This window comes from Amycolatopsis halotolerans, from assembly GCF_042647905.1.
Taxonomy (GTDB): Bacteria; Actinomycetota; Actinomycetes; order Mycobacteriales; family Pseudonocardiaceae; genus Amycolatopsis; species Amycolatopsis halotolerans.
The window spans coordinates 157,269-171,375 of the sequence record NZ_JBHRWI010000027.1 but is presented as its reverse complement, the minus strand read 5'-3'; the positions used below and the strand labels follow the sequence as shown (position 1 = coordinate 171,375).

General features: G+C 68.4%; 16 protein-coding genes. 6 read left to right on the top strand and 10 right to left on the bottom strand.

All coding sequences use genetic code 11. The features are described from left to right. Positions 1 to 60: 60 nt before the first annotated feature. Genes ACFORO_RS22845 through ACFORO_RS22835 form a run of 3 tightly spaced genes read right to left on the bottom strand, consistent with a single transcriptional unit; the run spans position 61 to position 2,955 of the window. Positions 61 to 1,212 carry an epoxide hydrolase family protein gene (locus ACFORO_RS22845; RefSeq protein ID WP_377872971.1) on the bottom strand — a complete coding sequence of 384 codons (1,152 nt, stop codon included), beginning with the start codon at positions 1,210 to 1,212 and terminating at the stop codon, positions 61 to 63. Between the two features lie 43 nt (positions 1,213 to 1,255). After that, positions 1,256 to 2,221, bottom strand: a complete 966-nt coding sequence (locus tag ACFORO_RS22840; protein WP_377872972.1) for a spore coat protein — start codon at positions 2,219 to 2,221, stop codon at positions 1,256 to 1,258. After that, positions 2,218 to 2,955, bottom strand: a complete 738-nt coding sequence (locus ACFORO_RS22835; RefSeq protein ID WP_377872973.1) for a cytidylyltransferase domain-containing protein — start codon at positions 2,953 to 2,955, stop codon at positions 2,218 to 2,220. Before ACFORO_RS22835 ends, ACFORO_RS22840 begins: the two co-directional genes overlap by 4 nt. A gap of 63 nt (positions 2,956 to 3,018) precedes the next feature. Here ACFORO_RS22835 and pseB point away from each other — a divergent pair, with 63 nt between their 5' ends. Beyond that, the gene (pseB, locus tag ACFORO_RS22830) at positions 3,019 to 4,002 is read left to right on the top strand and encodes a UDP-N-acetylglucosamine 4,6-dehydratase (inverting) (RefSeq protein WP_182893700.1); all 984 of its coding nucleotides are present in this window, start codon (positions 3,019 to 3,021) and stop codon (positions 4,000 to 4,002) included. Continuing rightward, positions 3,995 to 5,131, top strand: a complete 1,137-nt coding sequence (locus ACFORO_RS22825; RefSeq protein WP_377872974.1) for a DegT/DnrJ/EryC1/StrS family aminotransferase — start codon at positions 3,995 to 3,997, stop codon at positions 5,129 to 5,131. Before pseB ends, ACFORO_RS22825 begins: the two co-directional genes overlap by 8 nt. 162 nt (positions 5,132 to 5,293) lie before the next feature. On the opposite strand, the gene ACFORO_RS22820 is transcribed toward ACFORO_RS22825, so the two are convergent. The 5 genes from ACFORO_RS22820 to ACFORO_RS22800 are packed head-to-tail and all read right to left on the bottom strand — an operon-like array spanning position 5,294 to position 8,388. Continuing rightward, complete coding sequence (locus ACFORO_RS22820) at positions 5,294 to 5,740, bottom strand: DUF4345 domain-containing protein (RefSeq protein ID WP_377872975.1); 447 nt, start codon at positions 5,738 to 5,740, stop codon at positions 5,294 to 5,296. 10 nt (positions 5,741 to 5,750) lie between these two features. Beyond that, entirely contained in the window at positions 5,751 to 6,800 is a 1,050-nt protein-coding gene (gene pseI / locus ACFORO_RS22815; protein WP_370932554.1) for a pseudaminic acid synthase, read from the bottom strand. A gap of 23 nt (positions 6,801 to 6,823) precedes the next feature. Further along, entirely contained in the window at positions 6,824 to 7,285 is a 462-nt protein-coding gene (locus tag ACFORO_RS22810) for a GNAT family N-acetyltransferase (protein ID WP_377872976.1), read from the bottom strand. Further along, positions 7,282 to 7,725: a hypothetical protein gene (locus tag ACFORO_RS22805; RefSeq protein WP_344281683.1), complete on the bottom strand. Its 444-nt coding sequence runs from the start codon at positions 7,723 to 7,725 to the stop codon at positions 7,282 to 7,284. Before ACFORO_RS22805 ends, ACFORO_RS22810 begins: the two co-directional genes overlap by 4 nt. A 33-nt stretch (positions 7,726 to 7,758) precedes the next feature. Then, positions 7,759 to 8,388 (bottom strand): hypothetical protein, encoded by a 630-nt coding sequence (locus tag ACFORO_RS22800; protein WP_377873046.1) that lies wholly within the window; start codon positions 8,386 to 8,388, stop codon positions 7,759 to 7,761. A 155-nt stretch (positions 8,389 to 8,543) separates the two neighbouring features. On the opposite strand from ACFORO_RS22800, the gene wzm reads away from it, so the two are divergent. The 4 genes from wzm to ACFORO_RS22780 all read left to right on the top strand — a co-directional run bounded on the left by wzm (position 8,544) and on the right by ACFORO_RS22780 (position 12,417). Further along, positions 8,544 to 9,497, top strand: a complete 954-nt coding sequence (gene wzm / locus ACFORO_RS22795; protein WP_354743506.1) for a galactan export ABC transporter permease subunit Wzm/RfbD — start codon at positions 8,544 to 8,546, stop codon at positions 9,495 to 9,497. A gap of 3 nt (positions 9,498 to 9,500) precedes the next feature. Next, complete coding sequence (gene wzt / locus ACFORO_RS22790; RefSeq protein WP_344281688.1) at positions 9,501 to 10,316, top strand: galactan export ABC transporter ATP-binding subunit Wzt/RfbE; 816 nt, start codon at positions 9,501 to 9,503, stop codon at positions 10,314 to 10,316. Then, positions 10,316 to 11,224 (top strand): galactofuranosyltransferase GlfT1, encoded by a 909-nt coding sequence (gene glfT1, locus ACFORO_RS22785; RefSeq protein WP_344281691.1) that lies wholly within the window; start codon positions 10,316 to 10,318, stop codon positions 11,222 to 11,224. The genes wzt and glfT1 overlap by 1 nt, the downstream gene beginning before the upstream one ends. Before the next feature lie 98 nt (positions 11,225 to 11,322). Further along, complete coding sequence (locus ACFORO_RS22780) at positions 11,323 to 12,417, top strand: toll/interleukin-1 receptor domain-containing protein (RefSeq protein ID WP_377872977.1); 1,095 nt, start codon at positions 11,323 to 11,325, stop codon at positions 12,415 to 12,417. Between the two features lie 58 nt (positions 12,418 to 12,475). On the opposite strand, the gene ACFORO_RS22775 is transcribed toward ACFORO_RS22780, so the two are convergent. Further along, the gene (locus ACFORO_RS22775) at positions 12,476 to 13,663 is read right to left on the bottom strand and encodes a hypothetical protein (protein ID WP_377872978.1); all 1,188 of its coding nucleotides are present in this window, start codon (positions 13,661 to 13,663) and stop codon (positions 12,476 to 12,478) included. Continuing rightward, positions 13,660 to 14,082, bottom strand: coding sequence for a hypothetical protein (locus tag ACFORO_RS22770; protein WP_377872979.1), 423 nt, complete (start codon positions 14,080 to 14,082; stop codon positions 13,660 to 13,662). The genes ACFORO_RS22775 and ACFORO_RS22770 overlap by 4 nt, the downstream gene beginning before the upstream one ends. Positions 14,083 to 14,107: the final 25 nt, after the last annotated feature.

The window sequence follows — 14,107 nt, the reverse complement described above, 5'->3', positions numbered from 1 at the left end:
AGCTTGCACGCTGACCGCCCCTCCCCACTCCGCACGTCCTACGACGGAGCCGCTTCTACCTCATCCCTGGTTCTCTGCGGAGAAGAACGCTCGAAGATCTCCGATCAGCAGGTCGGGTTCTTCGAGCGCCGGAAAGTGCCCGCCGCGCGGGAATTCCGTCCACCGCGCGATCCGGTCGGTGCGCTCGGCCAGGGATCGCAGCGGAAGGCCGATGTCGTCCGGGAACACCGCGACCGCAGTCGGCACGGTCGACGACGGCAGCGCCGCGCCCCACTGGACGTCCTGGTCGGCGTAGATCCGCGAGGACGACGCGGCGGTGCGGGTGAACCAGTAGATCGAGACGTTGGCTAGCAGATCGTCGCGGTCGATCAGGTCGTGGTCGGTGTTCGAAAAGGCACGGAACTTCTCGGCGATCCAGGCCAATTGCCCGGCCGGGGAGTCGGTGAGCCCGTACGCAAGCGTTTGCGGCTTGGTGGACTGGATGATCGCGTAGCCGATGCCCGTCTGCTGGAAGGCCCGCGCTTTCTCCAGCGACCGCTGCCCTTTCGCCAGCTCCGCCCCGCTGAGCCCGTCGAGGTCGGACTCGTCGCGCGCCACCGCGGACGGCAGCATCGTCACGTGCGCGCCGATGATCCGGTCGGGGAACTGGAGGCCGAGTTCGCGGGAGATCAACGCACCCCAGTCGCCGCCGTGCGTGCCGAACCTTTCGTACCCGAGGCGCGTCATCAACTCGGCCCAAGCACGCGCCGTCCGCGCCGGTCCCCAGCCGCGGTCGGGGGTCGGCCCGGAGAAGGCGAACCCGGGTACGGACGGAACGACGACGTGAAACGCGACGGCCGGGTCGCCGCCGTACGAGCGAGGGTCGGCGAGGGGGCCGATGAGGTCGAGGAATTCGACGATCGAGCCTGGCCAGCCGTGCGCGAGAAGGAGCGGGACGGCGTCCGGTTCGGGGGATTTGAGGTGCAGGAAGTGGACGTTGGCGCCGTCGATGGTGGTGGTGAACTGGGGGAAGCCGTTGATGCGTTCTTCCTGCGCCCGCCAGTCGAACCCGAGCCGCCAGCACTCGACGAGGTCCTGGACGGCGTCGACGGGGATGCCGAGGTCCCAGGCTGGGTCGGCGAAGGGGTCGGGCCAGCGGGTGTCGGCGAGGCGACGGGCGAGGTCGTCGAGGTCAGATTGCGGGATGTGGATCCGGAACGGGGTCTCGGTCATGGGGAGAAAGCTATGGGGAATTGAGGACAGATCCGGTCCTCGGTCAGAACCCGGCCAGAACGTCCAGCACCCGGTCCACTCCCCGACCGTCCACAGCAGACCGGCCAGCCGCCGCGAGCCGTGACCGCAGCGAAGCGTCCGACAACAGCTGTCGCAGCGTCTCCGTCGCCTCCGGCAGCCGCTCGCCCAAGGTATCCGCCGAACCCAAGCCGCACGCCAGACCTCGTTCCAGCGCCGCCTGGTACCCGGCTGCCTGGTTGTCCACCAGTCGCACCGCGGCCGTCGGCACCCCGAGGCAGCACAGCTCCAGGAACGTCACCCCGGACGCGCTGATCGCGACATCCGTCCCGGCGAGCAGGTCCAGCAACCCGGCGTGCGGCGCGGCGACCCGAATTGCCTGGCCATCCACAGTGGACGGCAAGGTCGGCGTGCCGCGGACCAAAGCGTCTGCCACGAACGGCAATCCCGTGTCGGCAAGCGCCTGGAGCAGCAGCGAAACCGTCGAAGCCCACTCGGCACCGCCGCCCAAAACCACCGTCACCCGCAACGGCGACGAAGTGCTCCGCCGAGAACGCGCGCGCAGCACGACGTCTCGAAGCGGCGTGTACTCCACCCCCCGCAGCAGCAAGCCCGAACCGTCCTCGGGCCGCGGACCCGGCGCGAAGCCCGAATCCACCACCACATCCGCCCGGCGGCGGCCGAACACATCGTCCTCAATGGACACTAGACGAGCCCCAGCGGCGTTGACCTCGGCGCGGACGTCGCCGATCCCGTAGTGGTCCACGAGCACCGCGTCGAAGCCGGAAACCAGGTCAGCCAAGGGAGAAACCGGCAACCGCGGTACCGACAGCTCGTCGAAGCGGGCGGCCAGCCACTCCGCGTTGGCCGTGGAGCCGGCGAAGTGCACGTCCCAGCCCCGCGCGACCGCGCGCTCGGCGTAGGCGACCGCCCGGGAGATGTGCCCGGCCCCGACGGTCGGCGAAGCGTCCGCCCGGAGCAGCAGCTTCACTGGCCGACCTTCTTCTGCTCGACGTGCGCGTTCAACGCCACCAAGTCCGGCCGCGACCTCAGCAGCGACACCACTGAACGCCACGAGCCCGGCGCGTCGCCCAGCTCGGCCACGAGAGCCGAGATCAGCTCCCAGTCCTCCGCCGTGTCCAAAGTGACGCGGAGGTCGTCGGCCGCCGGGCTGACCACGACACCGGTGCAGGAGTACCGGTCGGGCTGCCGGTAGATCGCCGACGTCACGTGCTCGCGGTCCGCCCCGGTCGCGGTCGCCACCTGCTCGGCCAGCACCGAGGCGCGCACCAGCTCCGCGTCGAAGCCGCGCGGCAGGGTGCGGACGAGCGTGGTCGAGACGTAGTCCAGCGACGGTTCGGCCCGCCACACCGCGACCAGCCGGCCGATCAGGGCCGGATCGAGCAGCGGGCAGTCCGCCGTGAGACGGATCACTGCGTCCGCCGGATGCTGCGACAACGCGAGCCCGAACCGGGCCACGACGTCGTCCAGCGGCCCCCGGACGACGTGCGCGCCGCACCGCTCCGCTTCGGCGGCGACCGCGTCGTCGGACACATCGTCCGAGGTCGCGACCACTACCTGGGCAACGCCAGGAGCGGCCGCCGCGGCACGGACGACCCAGCCCAGCACACTCCGCCCGGCGAGCGGCCGCAGCACCTTCCCCGGCAGCCGGGTGGACGACGACCGGGCCTGTATCACGGCGTTGACGCCGGGGCCTGCACGCATGGGTGACATGATGGCCTGCGGCGCCCCGCGCCGATCCACGAACCCCAATCGCGGAGGTCATCGATGTCCGAGCTGGATGGCTCCAGCATCCTGCTCACCGGCGGGACCGGCTCCTTCGGCAAGGCGTTCATCGCCTATGCGCTGGCCGAGCTCAACCCCAGCCGGCTCGTGGTGCTTTCCCGCGACGAGCTGAAGCAGTACGAGGCCCGGCAACTGTTCAACGACGACCCGCGGCTGCGCTGGTTCATCGGCGACGTGCGCGACCGCCGCCGCCTCGAACGCGCCATGCACGGCGTCGACTACGTGGTGCACGCCGCGGCGCTCAAGCAGGTCGACACCGGCGAGTACAACCCGTTCGAGTTCGTCCAGACGAACGTCACGGGCTCGCAGAACGTGATCGAAGCGGCGATCGACACCGGCGTGAAGAAGGTCGTCGCGCTGTCGACCGACAAGGCGTCCAGCCCGATCAACCTCTACGGCGCGACGAAGCTGTGCGCGGACCGGATGTTCATCAGCGGCAACCACTACGCGGCCGCGCACCCGACGCGGTTCTCCGTGGTGCGCTACGGCAACGTCATGGGCTCGCGCGGCAGCGTCATCCCGTTCTTCCGCAAGCTCGCCGAGCAGGGCGAGTCGCTGCCCATCACGCACAAGGAGATGACCCGGTTCTGGATCACGCTCCCGCAGGCCGTGCAGTTCGTGGTGGACTCGTTCGACCAGATGTCCGGCGGCGAGCTGTACGTGCCGCGGATCCCGAGCATGCGGCTGGTCGACCTCGCGCAGGCGATCGCGCCGGGTTCGCCGATGCACGAGGTCGGCGTGCGGCCGGGCGAGAAGCTGCACGAGGAGATGATCGCCCCCGACGACGCGCGGCGGACTCTCCGGCTGACCGACCGCTACGTCGTGCAGCCGCACCTCGCCGGCTGGGGCTACGAATCGCCCACCGCGGGGGAGCAGGTGCCCGAAGGCTTCGCGTACCGCTCGGACACCAACGACCTCTGGCTCGAGGCCGACGAACTCCGCGAACTGGTCGAGCAATATGCCTGAGTTTCTCCCGTACGGGCGCCAGTCCGTCAGCGAAGAAGACATCGAGGCTGTCGTCTCGGTCCTGCGCGGCGACTGGCTCACGACGGGTCCCGCAGTCGCGAAGTTCGAAGCTGACCTAGCGGAACACACTGGCGGCACGCCCGCCGTGGCCGTCACGTCCGGTACCGCGGCCTTGCACGTCGCGTACGCCGCAGCCGGAATCGGTGCGGGTGACGAGGTCGTGGCTTCGCCGATGACCTTCGTCGCCACCGCGGCGACTGCGGCTTTGCACGGCGCGAAAGTCGTGTTCGCGGACGTCGAGCCGGACACCGGCAACCTGTCCGTCGACGCCGCCGCGGCCGCGATCACCAGCCGCACCAAGGTGGTGGCCGCCGTCGACTACGCCGGACACCCCGCCGAACTGGACGCCCTGGCGAAGGTCGCGCACGACGCCGACGCTCTGTTGCTGGAAGACGCCGCACACTCCGTCGGCGGTTCCTGGCAGGGTCGACCGGTCGGCTCTCTTGCCGACCTGACCACGTTTTCCTTCTTCCCCACCAAAAACCTGACCACCGCTGAGGGTGGCGCGGTCGTCACCGGGTCCGAGGAGTTGCTGCAGCGCGCGCAAGCGTTCCGCAACCACGGCTTGGTCCGGGACAAATCGCGCCAGAGGTATCCCGACGAAGGCGCGTGGCACCAGGAAGTGCACGAGTTCGGCCTGAACTACCGGCTGCCGGATGTCCTGTGCGCCTTGGGAAGCAGCCAACTCACGCGGCTGACGGAGTTCAAGCTGCGGCGCGCTGAGATCCACGCGCGGTACAACGCGGCGCTCGCGGATGTCGAGGGGGTTCTGACGCCGCCTCGCCGCGAGGGCGCGGATCCGGTGTGGCATCTGTACCCGCTCCGGGTATTGGACGGCCGTCGGCGCGCGCTGTTCGACCACTTGCGGGGGCTGGGAATCGGGGTGCAGGTGAACTACATCCCGGCTTACTGGCATCCGGTGTTCGAGGACCTCGGCTATCGGCGGGGGTTGTGTCCGAATGCTGAGGCGTATTACGAGCAGGAGCTTTCGCTGCCGTTGTTCCCGTCGCTGAGTGACGCCGACGTGGACCGGGTGATCGACGGGGTGCGCGGGTTTTTCGGCAGCTGACTACGGATCAGAAGGCCAGAGGCCGAAATATTTGCCCTGCGGAGACAGTAAGCGCAGGGCAGCAGGGTTCACGCTAGGTCGCGATGGCCCCCGCCGCCTGACTCCGATTCCGGGTCAGTACCCGGTTTAGGCAGGTGACGTTCAGCCCAACGCCGAAGCGGCCTAGCTCCGGTCCGGCGCGGCCGCCAGCTCAGCGTTCGAGCTTTCCGCGCGCCGACCGTCCCGAATCACCTTCGCGTGCCACAACAACACCCCCGGCAACACAGCCAGCTCCAACACCGTCGCGGCCTGGAACACCGGATGCGGCACCCCAGCCCGCCGCGCCGACAGAAGTCGCGGCAAACCTCCCGCGGCAGCCGTCCCCAGCACAAGCCGCGTAGTCGCCGCGCGCTTCTCCGGGCGGCGGATCGACCACCACAGCGCGAACCCGGCCGCCGTCCAGAACGTGTTCACGAACCGGTACTCGCTGTCCACGCTGGGCGTCGTCGCGGCACCGCCCGGAGCGCGTTCCGGGCCGCCGAGGATGCCGTTCAGCCCGGAAGCTACCGGGATCGCGCCAAGCACTCCGAGCGTGGCCAGCAACGCCTTGCGGGACTTCTCGCCTGCCATACGAACGAGCCTAGATTAAATCCCAAGTCAATGCGGTGCCCTTGACCGCGTCCACCCGGAACGTCCGCCCCAGCACGTTCACGATCTCCGCCGGAGCGAGCCCGCCAGCAGGACGGATCGAGCGAACATTCTGCGCCGTCACCGGATCCCCGGCCCGAACGTCCTCCACCACGTACAGCGAACGCCGCAGCCGCAGCCCTTCCTTCTCGCTCTCGCGCGGGCCCAGCACCGGCGAACCGAGCGCTTCCCACGCCCGGTGGGTCTCCGTCACCAACGCGGCCAATTCCGCTGGCTCCAGCGAAAACTCCGAGTCGACCCCGCCGTCGCTGCGCGCGAGCGTCACGTGCTTCTCGATCGCCACCGCGCCCAACGCGACCGCGGCGACCGGTGCGCCGAGCCCCGGCGTGTGGTCCGACAATCCGACCAGCGTCCCGGTGAGCCCGGCGAGCAACGGCAACCCGCGCAGATTGCTTTCCGTCGGCGACGCGGGGTAGCTCGCCGTGCAGCCGAGCACGATCAGCTGGTCATTGCCAGCCGAACGAGCGGTGCGCACGGCCGCGTCGATCTCCGCGACGTTCGCCATCCCGGTCGAAATCACCAGCGGTTTGCCGGTGCGCGCGCACAGTTCGATCAGCGGCAGGTCGACGATCTCCGACGAGGCGATCTTGTACGCGGGCGCGTCCAGCGATTCCAGCAGTTCCACCGCGGTCGGGTCGAACGGGCTGGAGAACACTTCCAGGCCGCGTTCGCGGGCGCGGGCGAAGATCGGCTCGTGCCATTCCCAAGGGGTGTGCGCCTTTTCGTACAGTTTGTACAGATTTTCCCCGCCCCACAGGGAATGCCCGTCACCGATCCGGAACGCCGGGCCGTCGACGTCGACGGTGATCGTGTCCGGACGGTAGGTCTGCAGTTTCACCGCGTGCGCGCCGGAGTCGGCGATCGCGTCCACGATGGCCAGCGCGCGGTCCAGGTCGCCGTTGTGGTTGCCGGACATCTCCGCGATCACGAACGGCGGCCGCGCCGGGCCGAGCAGGTGCTTGCCGATGCGGACTTCGGACATGGGTGGCGTCCTTCCGGTGGGGGTCAGTGCAGAGTCTTGCGCAGCCGGCGGAAGCCGTCGGCAGGGGGCGCGACCTCCAGGTAACCAGCCCGCGCGAACAATGCCGCCGACGCCGCGTTCTCCTCGTGCACCGCGGCCAGCACGGCAACCGCGTCCGTCCGGGCCGCCAACGCCCGCTCCCCCGCTTCGAGCACCGGCCGCGCCAACCCGCGGCCGCGGCTTTCCGGCGCGAGCGTGATGCTTACCTCCCACTCGCGGTCGCCCTCGTCGTCGAACCGCACCGTGCCCACCGGTTTCCCGGCCTCCTCCAGCACGAGCAGGATCCGACCGGACGCCGCGAGCACACCGCGCAACCAGCGCAGGTGGCTGTCCAGATCGATCACCCCGGTCGACCGCGACGTCTGCCGGGTCGCCGCGTCGTTGCGCCAGGCCAGCAACAGCTCAGCGTCGGCCTCGGTCGCGTCGCGGGCGATGACGGACGTCACTGCGCAGGCGTGAGTTTCGCGTCCTCGAGGCGGCTCAACCTCTCCTCGTACCGGGCCATCCCGGCCAGCCGGACGCGGATCTGCGCGTGCTGCCGCTGGATCTCCTCGACCAGCGAACGCGCTTCGAGAGCCCCGGCGTCGTCCGTGCGCGGCGTCATCGCGAGCTTCTCCCGGAGCGTCTCCAGTTGCTCCTCCTGCGCGGCGACGTGCGGGATCATCCGGTCCAGCTCGCCGCGGATCCAGCGGAGGTCGCCGAGCGCGGTGTCCAGCTTCTCGTCGGTTTCGGCGAGCCGGCGGCGGTGGTCGACTGTGCAGTGCTCGAGCTCGTCGATGCGAGTCTCGAAGTCCTGGAGCACGCCGCGAGTCCGCTCATCGAGGCGGTAATCGACGATGCGGGCGATCCGGGAGCCGAACAGGTTTCTGAACATCTGGAAGGGCATGACGGGAGTTCCTTCGACGAGTGCCAGCGGGCTTCAGCGGAGCAAGGTGGTGGTGCCGGTGCGGGTCCACGACTCCAGCAGCCTGCCCTCGGCGGCGATCTGGTGCTCCGGTCCCACGATGCACGAATCCCCGGCAGCGTGCTCCCACGAGGTCTGTTCCGGGTTGTCGATGAACGAGAACCCGGTCAGCACCAGCTGCGCCTCGGGGAACGCGGTGCGGGCGATCCAGGCCGCGAGCGTACCCGTGGTCGACCAGGTGGGTTCGGTGCGCGTCGGCAGGCCGAGCGCGTCCGACAGGGGCAGCACGACGTCGCGGTTCGACACCGGGACGAACCCGAGGTCGGAGGGCCACCAGCCGGGCAGCGCCTCCGGCTCCCAGTGCAGGCGACCGGGCTCGACCAGCAGATACAGCCGGGTGCGGTAGTCGCGGAACACGTGCCGGGTGGCGCGCACGGCGCGGTTGAAGACGACCGTGTGCACCTTGCGGCCGGTGATGTCCGGTCCGTCCGGTTCGTCGGTGACGAACCCGTTGACCCGAATGACCAGGTCACAGTCGTCAACAGCCTTCGCGCGGGCCGGGTCCGGCTCCAGCGGCTGGTTGCCGACCACGGCGACCGAACGCGGGTCCGGCCGGTCCGCGTACGCCGAGAGGAGGTCGACCATGAGGCTCGCCGCACCGAGAGCAGCAGTCATAAGGGAAGAAACTACCAGGACACCAGGAGACACCCGCTCGCGTCGCCGGTATCCGCACCGGGGCCGCCGTGCGGTCGGGCCGGGGCGAGCCGAGGCCGGTGCGTCCCATCGGTACCCTCGTCCACGTGCATGCCACCAGCACGGTTCACGCAGCCGAACCCGATGTCTCGACTCCGGTTCCACCGTCGTCGGACAGCAAGACGTTCGCGCGTGCGATCGACGACATCAAGACCGGTTTCGCCGCCCGCGAGCTCTGGACCCATCTCGGCTGGCAGGACATCAAGCAGCGGTACCGGCGGTCCATCATCGGGCCGTTCTGGATCACCATCAGCCAGGGTGTCATCGCGCTCGGCCTCGGCCTGCTGTACTCGCAGCTGTTCCGCACGCCGATCGAGGTGTTCCTGCCCTACCTCTCCACCGGCTTCATCATCTGGGGCTTCATCCAGGGCTGCCTCACCGAAGGCATGGAAACGTTCATCGCGAACGAGGGGCTGATCAAACAGGTCCCCGCGCCGATCAGCGTGTACGTGCTGCGCACGATCTGGCGGCAGACGCTGCTGCTGGCGCACAACATGATCGTCTACGTCGTGCTGCTGATCATTTTCTTCTCGGCGCTCGATTCCCCGTATTCGCTCGGGTCGAAAGACGGCGTGTGCGTACCGGACAAGTTCTGTCACCCCGGCCTGAGCTGGAACATTTTCCTCGCCATTCCCGGGTTCGTGCTGCTCGCGCTCACCGCGGGCTGGGCCGCGCTGCTGCTCGGCATCATCTCGACGCGGTTCCGCGACATTCCGCAGCTGATCAACTCGCTGATCCAGCTGATGTTCTACGGCACCCCGATCGTCTGGCCGGTCGACCAGCTGCTGTCCGGCGGCGCGCGGGACGGTGCGTCGTGGGCGCTGCCGATCATCAAACTGAACCCGCTTTACCACTACATGCAGGTGGTGCGGTCGCCGCTCATCGGACAGGCGGTGAGCTGGACCAGCTGGGTCGTGGTCGGCGGGCTCACCGTGGTCGGGTGGGCGCTCGCCCTCGTCGCCATGCGCAATTACCGGTCCCGCGTCTCGTATTGGGTGTGACAGATGGTCAGCATTGACGTCCACAACGCGTACGTGGACTTCCCGATTTTCGACGCGAAGACGCGTTCGATGAAAAAGCGCGTGCTCGGCAAGGTCGGCGGCAAGATCAGCTCCGACCAGAAGGTGCCGATCATCGAGGCGCTGCACGACGTGTCGATCAGCCTCCGCGAGGGCGACCGGGTCGGTCTCGTCGGGCACAACGGCGCGGGCAAGTCCACGCTGCTGCGGCTGCTCGCCGGGATCTACGAGCCGACCCGCGGCTCGTCGCGGATCGTCGGCCGGATCGCGCCGGTGTTCGACCTCGGCATCGGCATGGACCCGGAGATCTCCGGCGTCGAGAACATCCTGATCCGCGGCCTTTTCCTCGGCATGAGCGCCAAGGAAATGGAGAAGCGGGTCGACGACATCGCGGAGTTCACCGAACTCGGCGACTACCTGCAGATGCCGCTGCGGACGTACTCCACCGGCATGCGGGTGCGGCTCGCGCTCGGCGTGGTGACCTCGATCGACCCGGAGATCCTGATCCTCGACGAGGGCATCGGCGCGGTCGACGCGGCGTTCCTCAACAAGGCCCGCGACCGGCTCAAGGACCTGGTCAAGCGCTCCGGCATCCTGGTGTTCGCGAACCACTCCGACGAGTTCCTCATGGAGCTGTGCGACACCGCGATCTGGATGGACGAGGGGCACGTCAAGAAGCAGGGTTCGCTGCGCGAGGTGCTCACCGAGTACAAGGGCCGCGACCCGTTCGAGAACATGAGCCAGGAAGGTCTCGAGCGCCTCGGCATCGAGCCCGCGACCACCACGAACGGCGGGGAATGATGACCGGCGAGACGCGAGAGCTGCCCGAGGGCGCCGTCGTCGGCGTGGTGGTCACGCGACACCGGCGCGAGCTGCTCGCGGACTCGCTGAAAATCATCGCCGCCCAGACCCGGCCGGTCGACCACCTCGTGGTGGTGGACAACGGACCGGACAAGTCCGCGCGGGACGTGGTCGAGGCCTACCCGCTGCCGTACACGTACCTGCCGTCGCACCGGAACCTCGGCGGCGCGGGCGGTTTCGCGCTCGGCATGCTGCACGCCCTGTCGCTCGGCGCGGACTGGGTCTGGCTCGCCGACGACGACGGCCGCCCCGCGGACGAGCACGTGCTCGAGATCCTGCTCGAGGAAGCCGAAAAACGCGGCCTCGCCGAGATTTCCCCGGTGGTCGCCAACATCGACGCCCCGGCGAAGCTGGCGTTCCCGCTGCGCCGCGGCCTCACCTGGAAGCGCTCGTCGGCCGAACTGGGCACGGACTTCCTGCCCGGCATCGCGTCCTTGATGAACGGCGCACTGTTCCGTTCGTCCACTTTGGACGTCACCGGCGTGCCCGACCTGCGCCTGTTCTTCCGCGGCGACGAGGTCGAACTGCACCGCCGCCTCGTCCGGTCCGGCCTGCCGTTCGGCACGTCGCTGCGCACGACCTACCTGCACCCCGACGGCTCGGACGAGTTCAAGCCGATGCTGGGCGGGAAATTCCACGCGCAGGACCCGGAGAACGAGGTCAAGCGGTATTACACGTACCGCAACCGCGGGTATTTGCTGTCGCAGCCGGGAATGCGGAAGATCGGGGCGCTGGAGGTTTTGCGCTTCGGCCTGTATTTCGTGGGCGTGAAGCGGGACCCGAAGGCGTTCCTGCAGTGGCTGAAGCTGGTCCGGCAGGGGCGGGCGGAGAAGTTTTACCGGTACTGAGGCCCCGGCGGCCCGACGCGGTTGCTGTCCAATTGACAGAACCTGGACAGTAACCGCGCGTCATTGTCTGTCATCGCACCCCGGAATACGTTCCCCTGGTGACCGACACGAATGAACCTCCTATCCGAATCTTTCTCAGCTACGCGCAGGCGGATGACGTCGTGCTCGATTTCATCGAGCCGTTTACGCAGTCGCTGAAACACATGGCGTTTACCGACCAGGGACGAACGCTCGAGATATTCGTTGACCGGGAAACGATCGGCTGGGGCGAGGACTGGCGCGAAGGAATCCGGCAAGGGATCGAAAGCGCAGCGATCTTCATGCCTATCGTGACTCGGCAATACTTCGAGCGCCCTTGGTGCCGAGACGAACTGCTGGCGTTCTACAGCGCGGCGGACCGGCTTCGCGCCACCGGACTCGTGCTTCCGGTCGTCCTGCTGGGCCATTCGTACATTTCTACCGAGAGCACTGACATCGCGTCCAGGATTATCGCGGAACGGCAGTACAAAGATCTCAAAGAGACGTGGACCGAAGGTCCTCAGTCCGCGATCTGGCGCCGAACGATGGTCAGCCTCGCCGCGCAACTGGTCGAAGCCGTCACGAGCGCCGAGCAGGCGCTTTCAACCGCCCCCGCCGGCTCGCCGGCTTCCGGCGAGCGTACCGGCGACGACGCGCCGGGAGCCGCGGAAGTCAGCGAGGCTCTTGAACTTTTCCAGCAAGAACTCGACCAGGCCATGCCGGACATGAAGGACACCATCGAACGGTTCTCGGCCATCTTGTCCAGCTCCACCCAACCGGTCACAGAAGCGTCGCCTCCGGAGGCTCGGCGGCTGCTCCTGGAAATAGCCGCCGAACTGCAGCCGCTCGGCATCGACTTCCAAAACCGGGCACGAAAGTTCGAGACGACGGTCCTCGAAACCGATCAGGTCATGCGGTCTTACGTTACGTATCTCAAAGAGAACGATATGCAGGAACAGCTCGAAAAAGAACGTCAGGCGATCGGGCCGGTCGAGGAAGTCACCGCACCGCTAGCCGACGCCGAAACAATCTTGAGCACGTTTCTGCTTCAAATGAAGCCGTTGGAAGCCATGAGCGCACCGCTGCGCAACTCGATCCGAGGGTTCCGGGACGGTACCAAAGCAGTGAGCAGCGCCCTCCGGATGATGCGGGGCTGGGGCACCATCGTGGACTGACCCAGCCAGTCCGTTGTGGACAGTGCGCTAACCCCACCGTCCACAACGGACATTCAAGCTATTCCCCGATAACCGGCGGCGCGGAGCGATGCCCGCTGCCGAACACCTCGTCGTCGTCCTCGATCTCCATCACGAACGCGGGCTGGTTGAGGCTGTCGTCGTACGGGCGGGCTCCGAAGCCCATGCCCGGGCGGGCCGGGGCGCCGCCCATGCCGCCGGCCGCGACATCGGCCGCTCCTGGTTCCATCGCGCCGTCGCCGGGGCCGAATGAGCCGCCGCCTCGGCCGACCTTGCTCTGGTGTTCCTCGTCGGCGCCGAAACCTCCGCCGCCACCGCCCATCATGCCGCCCATGGGCATCGCGCCCATGCCCATTCCGGCCGCTCCGGCGTTGCCGCCGCCCGGGGCCGACTGCGCGGCGGACGGGGCGTAACCGGCCGCCGTGGTCGCGCTGTCCGGCATCGCCTGGTGCACCGCGCCGGTGAACTGGCTCGGGCCGCTGACGGTCGGGGCGCTCGCGTGCCCAGCCACGGCACCGCCGCCAGCCGCGGCACCTGCCGAGGCCGAGCCAGCGTCAGCCGCAGCAGGAGCAGGGCTGGCCGGGGCAGCAGGAGCGGGAGCAGAAGCAGCGTCGTGGTGCTCCGGACCAGTCGGCATAGCCACCGCGGCACCGCCGCCAGAAGCGACGCCGAACTTCGGCGGGTGCGCGAAAGCCGGCTGCTTCGACCCTGTCTCGTGCAGCGAAGCGTCGTACTTCGACATCGTCTCCGCGGCCTGTTCGTGCGCGGAACGGCTGTCCTGCTGCTTCTTCAGCGTCGCGTCGATCTCATTGCTCATTTCGAGCGGACTCGCGTGCGACCATTTGTCGAATTCCTCGGACCAGTCGAACGGGACCGCGTCCGGCATCGAGTGCTTCGCCGCCTGCGCGGCGGACGCCTGCTCTTCGACGATCTGCGCGGCCAGTTTCGCATTCTGGCCATTCGCCTCGGCCCATTCGGCGAGGCTCACGAAATACGCCTGCGCACCGGCCGCGGCCTCGCCGCTCCAGGCGTGCGCGGCCTTCTTCACGGCCTCGCCCAGCTGCGTCGCGAAGTCCTCGAACGCTTTCTGCACCTCGGTGTACGCGTGCGACACCGACGAAACCTGCTCCACGTCGAGATTCGTCTCGACGTACGACTTCAGCTGCTGGTGCGGGTGCCCGAGGTAGTCGGCGTCCGACGGCGCGAGCCCCGGCTGCGGCGTGCTCATTCGGTGCTGCCCTTCACGGTGCGGTGGGAGTCGATGGCCTGGCTCTCGTTCTCGGTGTAGACCCCGCCGGCCCGCGCGAGGGCCTCGTCGGCCTCCTTCAGGATCCGGCCGAACTGGTCCAGCACGTCGAGGGCCGCGCCAGGCGCGTCAGAGCCGCTCTTGCGGTCGTGCTCGGCCACGGTGTGCCCGTACGGGTGGCTGCCGAGCTTCGGCGCGGTCGTCAACGCCTGGGTCTGCGGCTTGAGCCGTTCGAGGCGCGTGACCATGTCGGTGAGCGCTTTGCGCAGGTCACCGAGTGCGTCGCCGTCGATGCTGAACCCGTCGGCTTTCGCGGTCCCGGCCAGCTTGTGCGTTTCGGCCGCGGCTTCGGCGATGCCCTTGGCGTTCAGCCCGCCTGCCGCCAGCGGATCAGTGCTCATGCGCCGGAGTTTACCGACGCGAGCC

Excerpts from the sequence above, each read along its gene's own strand:
- ACFORO_RS22845 (WP_377872971.1), bottom strand. The coding sequence starts at position 1,212 with ATGACCGAGACCCCGTTCCGGATCCACATCCCGCAATCTGACCTCGAC.
- ACFORO_RS22835 (WP_377872973.1), bottom strand. The coding sequence starts at position 2,955 with ATGCGTGCAGGCCCCGGCGTCAACGCCGTGATACAGGCCCGGTCGTCG.
- pseB (WP_182893700.1), top strand. The coding sequence starts at position 3,019 with ATGTCCGAGCTGGATGGCTCCAGCATCCTGCTCACCGGCGGGACCGGC.
- ACFORO_RS22825 (WP_377872974.1), top strand. The coding sequence starts at position 3,995 with ATGCCTGAGTTTCTCCCGTACGGGCGCCAGTCCGTCAGCGAAGAAGAC.
- ACFORO_RS22820 (WP_377872975.1), bottom strand. The coding sequence starts at position 5,740 with ATGGCAGGCGAGAAGTCCCGCAAGGCGTTGCTGGCCACGCTCGGAGTG.
- pseI (WP_370932554.1), bottom strand. The coding sequence starts at position 6,800 with ATGTCCGAAGTCCGCATCGGCAAGCACCTGCTCGGCCCGGCGCGGCCG.
- ACFORO_RS22805 (WP_344281683.1), bottom strand. The coding sequence starts at position 7,725 with ATGCCCTTCCAGATGTTCAGAAACCTGTTCGGCTCCCGGATCGCCCGC.
- ACFORO_RS22800 (WP_377873046.1), bottom strand. The coding sequence starts at position 8,388 with ATGGTCGACCTCCTCTCGGCGTACGCGGACCGGCCGGACCCGCGTTCG.
- wzt (WP_344281688.1), top strand. The coding sequence starts at position 9,501 with ATGGTCAGCATTGACGTCCACAACGCGTACGTGGACTTCCCGATTTTC.
- glfT1 (WP_344281691.1), top strand. The coding sequence starts at position 10,316 with ATGACCGGCGAGACGCGAGAGCTGCCCGAGGGCGCCGTCGTCGGCGTG.
- ACFORO_RS22775 (WP_377872978.1), bottom strand. The coding sequence starts at position 13,663 with ATGAGCACGCCGCAGCCGGGGCTCGCGCCGTCGGACGCCGACTACCTC.
- ACFORO_RS22770 (WP_377872979.1), bottom strand. The coding sequence starts at position 14,082 with ATGAGCACTGATCCGCTGGCGGCAGGCGGGCTGAACGCCAAGGGCATC.